General features: G+C 62.2%; 2 protein-coding genes and 1 pseudogene. 1 reads left to right on the top strand and 2 read right to left on the bottom strand.

Translation table 11 applies throughout. The features are described 5' to 3' along the window. Window positions 1–280: pseudogene (locus Q0176_RS01245) on the bottom strand (ABC transporter ATP-binding protein); the annotation flags it as partial. Window positions 281–679: 399 nt separating this feature from the next. On the opposite strand from Q0176_RS01245, the gene nifJ reads away from it, so the two are divergent. Continuing rightward, window positions 680–4,210, top strand: a complete 3,531-nt coding sequence (nifJ, locus tag Q0176_RS01240; RefSeq protein WP_299298274.1) for a pyruvate:ferredoxin (flavodoxin) oxidoreductase — start codon at window positions 680–682, stop codon at window positions 4,208–4,210. A 141-nt stretch (window positions 4,211–4,351) separates the two neighbouring features. Here the strand turns inward: nifJ and Q0176_RS01235 are convergent. Next, window positions 4,352–4,988: DUF979 family protein (locus Q0176_RS01235; protein WP_366796987.1), on the bottom strand; the 637-nt coding region annotated here is incomplete at its 5' end.

Below are 4,988 nucleotides of genomic sequence, written 5' to 3'. Positions count from 1 at the left end.
ACGCAGCCACGTGCGAGGCTATCAGGGACGCGTACCGAACGACGAACCCCAGCACCATGGCCCCGAAGGCGACGGCCCCCTGATGGATGAAGAACCCCGAGTTCTCCGGCGTCACCCCATGCTTCAGCAGCTCGCCCAGAATGAAGTACACGTTCAGGAAGGGCACCAGCATCAGCGCCGCACTGACGGCCGAGAGCACGCAGGAGAGCGTAACCAGCCCCCGCCGCTGCCCGGCTATCTCCAAAAGCCGGGCGATTCCGCTCCTTTTCTTTTTTTCCATAAAAACACGCCCCTTTCCGAAGGAGGTTCCGAGGACAAAACGAAGGATGAGCCAAGAAACGTCCGCAGTTATATTTGATCACACAAACTCTAATATCGTATTTTACAACGTTCCGATCCTCCGGGACATGACCAAACGGGAGCAAAACATGACGGATCGCGAGAAGGGGGACCGAGTCGCCCCCGCCCTCGCAGGAATCCCCGAATTAAGTTCGAGGAACCATAACGTAAAGATTTGCGGGACGACGACGCTCAATATGGGAAGCGAGCGCTGACAGGGTATCGGTTATAATAAGAAAAGAGAAGTGGTGGGTTTCAACTGAACTTTCACAAAGAAGCATTGAAAAGAAACACTTCGAGGAGGGGGATTTTTTTGGAGGTCAAGAAGACGAAAAAGACGATGGATGGAAACGAGGCGGCGGCGTGGGTATCCTACGCGTTTACGGAGGTTGCGACGATCTACCCGATCACCCCTTCCTCCCCGATGGCGGAGCACGTTGACCGCTGGTCGGCGGAGGGGCATCTCAACCTGTTCGGACAGAGGGTGAGGCTGGTCGAGATGCAGGCGGAACACGGGGCGGCCGGGGCCATGCACGGCGCGCTCGAGGCGGGGGCCCTGGCGACGTCCTACACGGCGTCCCAGGGGCTGATGCTGATGATCCCCCCGATGTACCGCATCGCCGGGCAGCTGCACCCCGGAGTGCTTCACGTCAGCTCGCGGACGGTGGGAACCCACGCCTTCTCCATCTTCGGGGACCAGTCCGACGTTATGGCGTGCCGTCAGACCGGGTTTGCGCTGCTCTCCTCGGGCAGCGTCCAGGAGGTGGCGGACCTGGCGGCGGTGGCGCACCTGTCGGCCATCAAGGGACGGGTGCCCTTTCTGCACTACTTCGACGGGTTCCGGACCTCTCACGAGATCCAGAAGATCGAGGTGCTCGACTACGAGGAGTTCGGCAAGCTGTTGGACTGGGGCGCCGTGGATGCGTTCCGCAAGACGGCGCTGAACTCCGAATATCCGGTCCAGCGCAGCACGGTGCAGAACCCGGACATCTTCTTCCAGGCCCGGGAGGCCTGCAACCCATGGTACGACAACCTGCCCAAGATCGTCGAGGGCTACCTGAAGGAGATCAGTCGTCTGACGGGCCGGCACTACGGACTTTTCAACTACTGGGGCGTCCCCGACGCCGAGCGCGTCATCGTGGCCATGGGGTCGGTCAGCGGCGTCCTTCGGGAGGTCGTGGAACACCTCAACGCCAAGGGGGAGAAGGTGGGCTTTCTGCAGGTCCATCTCTACCGCCCCTTCTCCGAGGAGCGCCTGTTCGCGGCGCTGCCGAAGACCGCGAAATGGGTCACCGTTCTGGACCGGACGAAGGAGCCGGGGGCGTCCGGGGAACCGCTGTTCAAGGACGTGGCGACCGCGATGATCGGCCGCGCCGAACATCCGGCCATCTACGCCGGGCGCTATGGGCTCTCCTCCAAGGATGTCTCGCCCGCCCAGATGCTGGCGGTGTTCGACAACATGAGCCAGCCCGAGCCGAGAAACCATTTTACGGTGGGCATCAACGACGATGTCACCCACCTCTCTCTGCCGGTCGGGCCGCTCGTGGATACGGGGGACCCCGGGACGGTCAACTGCAAGTTCTGGGGGCTGGGCTCAGACGGAACGGTCGGGGCGAACAAGAACTCCATCAAGATCATCGGGGACAACACGGACTTCTATGTTCAGGCCTACTTCGAGTACGACACGAAAAAGTCCGGCGGCGTGACGAAATCGCACCTGCGCTTCGGCAGGAACCCCATCCACTCGACCTATCTCGTCAGCTCCGCGGACTTTGTGGCCTGCCACAACCCCTCCTACATCGAGCGGTACGATATCGTGTCCGACGTCAAGCCCGGCGGGGCCTTCCTTCTGAACTGCGCCTGGGACCTCCAGGGGCTCGAGGAGAACCTGCCGGCATCGGTGAAGCGGCAGATCGCCGATAAGAAGATCCGCTTCTACACCCTCGACGCGACGGGCATCGCCCAGAAGATGGGGCTGGGCGGGCGTATCAACACCCTGCTCCAGTCGGCCTTCTTCAAGATCTCCGAGATCCTCCCCATAGAGGACGCCGTGCGCTATATGAAGGACGCCATCAAAAAAACCTACGGCAGCAAGGGCGACAAGGTCCTGAACATGAACTACGACGCCGTGGACCGCGGCATCGAGGGGCTGGTGCAGGTCGAGGTCCCCGCCTCCTGGTCCGCGCTGGAACCCGAACCCGTCCGGCGTCCCGGCGCGGACCTGCCACGCTACATCCGGGAGGTCCTCATCCCCGTGAACGCCCTCAAGGGAGACGACCTGCCCGTGAGCACGTTTGTGGACGACGCCAACGGAACCGTCCCTCTGGGGACCTCCAAGTACGAGAAGCGCGGGACGGCGATCAACGTCCCCCAGTGGATCCCCGAGAACTGCATCCAGTGCAACCAGTGCGCCTTCGTCTGCCCCCACGCCTCCATCCGTCCCTTCCTCCTGGACGAGGGGGAGAAGGCCGCGGCGCCGAAGGACTACGTCACGCTTCCGGGGCGGGGCAAGGGCTTGGAGGGCTACGGGTTCCGCATCCAGGTGGATCCCCTGGACTGCGTCGGCTGCGGAAGCTGTGCCGAGACCTGTCCCGCCAAGAACAAGGCGCTGGTCATGAAGCCTCTGGAGAGCCAGCTCCCCGAGATGGAGAACTGGAACTACTCCCTGACCGTCTCCGAGAAGCCGAACCCCATGGACAAGTTCTCGGTGAAGGGGAGCCAGTTCGAGCAGCCGCTGCTCGAGTTCTCCGGCGCCTGCGCCGGGTGCGGCGAGACGCCCTACATGAAGCTGATGACGCAGCTCTTCGGCGACCGCATGTATCTGGCCAACGCTACGGGATGCACCCAGGCCTGGGGTGCGGCCTCCCCCTGCGTCCCCTACACCACCAACAGTCGGGGACATGGGCCGGCCTTCTCCAACTCGCTCTTCGAGAACAACGCGGAGTTCAGCCTCGGGATGTGCTTCGCCGTCGAGCAGCAGCGCGAACAGCTGGCTATGAGGGCGCGTGCGTTTCTGCCCCGTTGCTCGGACGAGCCCCTGAAGAATGCCCTGACCGCTTGGCTCGACGGCTTCAACAAGACCGAGGGGACGCGTGAACGCGCCGACGAAGCGATAGCGGCCGTGGCGCGCGTCGCCCCGGGCTCGGACGACGAGGATTGCCGCTACCTCTGGCAGAACCGCGAGCATTTCGTCAAGAAGTCCATGTGGATGTACGGAGGGGACGGCTGGGCCTACGATATCGGATACGGCGGGTTGGATCACGTCCTGGCCCTCGGTCCCGACGTCAACATCCTGGTGGTGGACACGGAGGTCTACTCCAATACGGGCGGGCAGTCATCCAAGGCCACGCCCGTCGGGGCGGTGGCGCAGTTCGCGGCATCGGGTAAGAAGGTCAGGAAAAAGGACCTGGGCACGATGGTCATGAACTACGGAAACGTCTACGTCGCTCAGGTGGCGATGGGCGCCGACCCCAACCATCTGGTCAAGGTCCTGAAGGAGGCGGAGTCCTACAGGGGGCCGTCCCTGATCATCGCATACGCACCCTGCATCAACCACGGGATCGTCAAGGGGATGGGCTTCTCCCAGAAGGAGTCCAAGCTGGCCGTCGAGGCCGGATACTGGCACCTCTACCGCTACGATCCCCGGCGGGTCAAGGAGGGGCTCAATCCGTTCGTCCTGGATTCCAAGGCGCCCACCCGCCCGCTGAGGGAGTTCCTGATGGGCGAGGTCCGCTATTCGGCCCTCGAACGGACCTTCCCGGAGGAGGCGAAGGTGCTCATCGCAATGGCCGAGGAGGACGCAAAGGAGAAGTACGAGCGCTACAGGCAGATGGCCGCCGCGAAGGAGATCGGCTGCATCGCCGCCAGCTGATCCGCTCGAATTTTCGCCTCTCGCGGCTTTATCGGGGGCAGAAAGCGAAAAAGTCCCGCCAACCTCTCGTTGGCGGGACTTTTTGTCGTCACTCCGTGATTCTCGGCCTTCGGGCGGGAGAAAGGCCTGCCGATCTTCCTCCTAAAATGCCAGGAGGTACATCAGGGCGATGTTTATCAGGAGCAGCAGCAGCGCCGTGCCCCTCTGCACCCTGAGCACCTCGTTCAGATTCCGGATCCCCAGGCGTTCCGCGGGAAGGACGTTGAAATTCAGCCCCATGGGGGTCATCAGGGTTCCGCAGTAGCCGGAAAGCATCGCGATGATCCCCGCAACGGCGGGATCGGCTCCGAACCGCCGGACGACCAGGGGAATTCCTATCCCCGAGGAGACGACGAGGAAAGCGGGAAAGGCGTTCCCCATCATCATGGAGAAGAACGCCGTAACGACGCAATAGACGGCGGCGGCCATCAGTTTGCTGTCTATTACGACGAACGACTCGGCCATCTCCAGAATGACGCCGCCCATTCCAACGGTTTCGAAAACCACCCCGAAGGCGGCCAGCAGCTGAGGAAGGAGCGCAGCCCACCCCATGATGTCGAACATTCTATGTCCATCATGTACGAGGGCGGCAGGCGTCTCGCGAAAAAACAGCATGAGACCGATAAGAATAACGATGTTGCTGATCCCGAAAGCGAACAGAATTTCTACATTCCAAACCCAATGGAGGGTCAGCGTGGAGGCGAACAAAACCAGGAGGGGAGAAAAAAGCCACCTTCCG

It is taken from the genome of uncultured Fretibacterium sp. (genome assembly GCF_938040765.1).
Lineage (GTDB): Bacteria > Synergistota > Synergistia > Synergistales > Aminobacteriaceae > CAJPSE01.
Note: the sequence above shows the minus strand (reverse complement) of the source record. Positions and strands in the feature narration are given on the sequence as shown.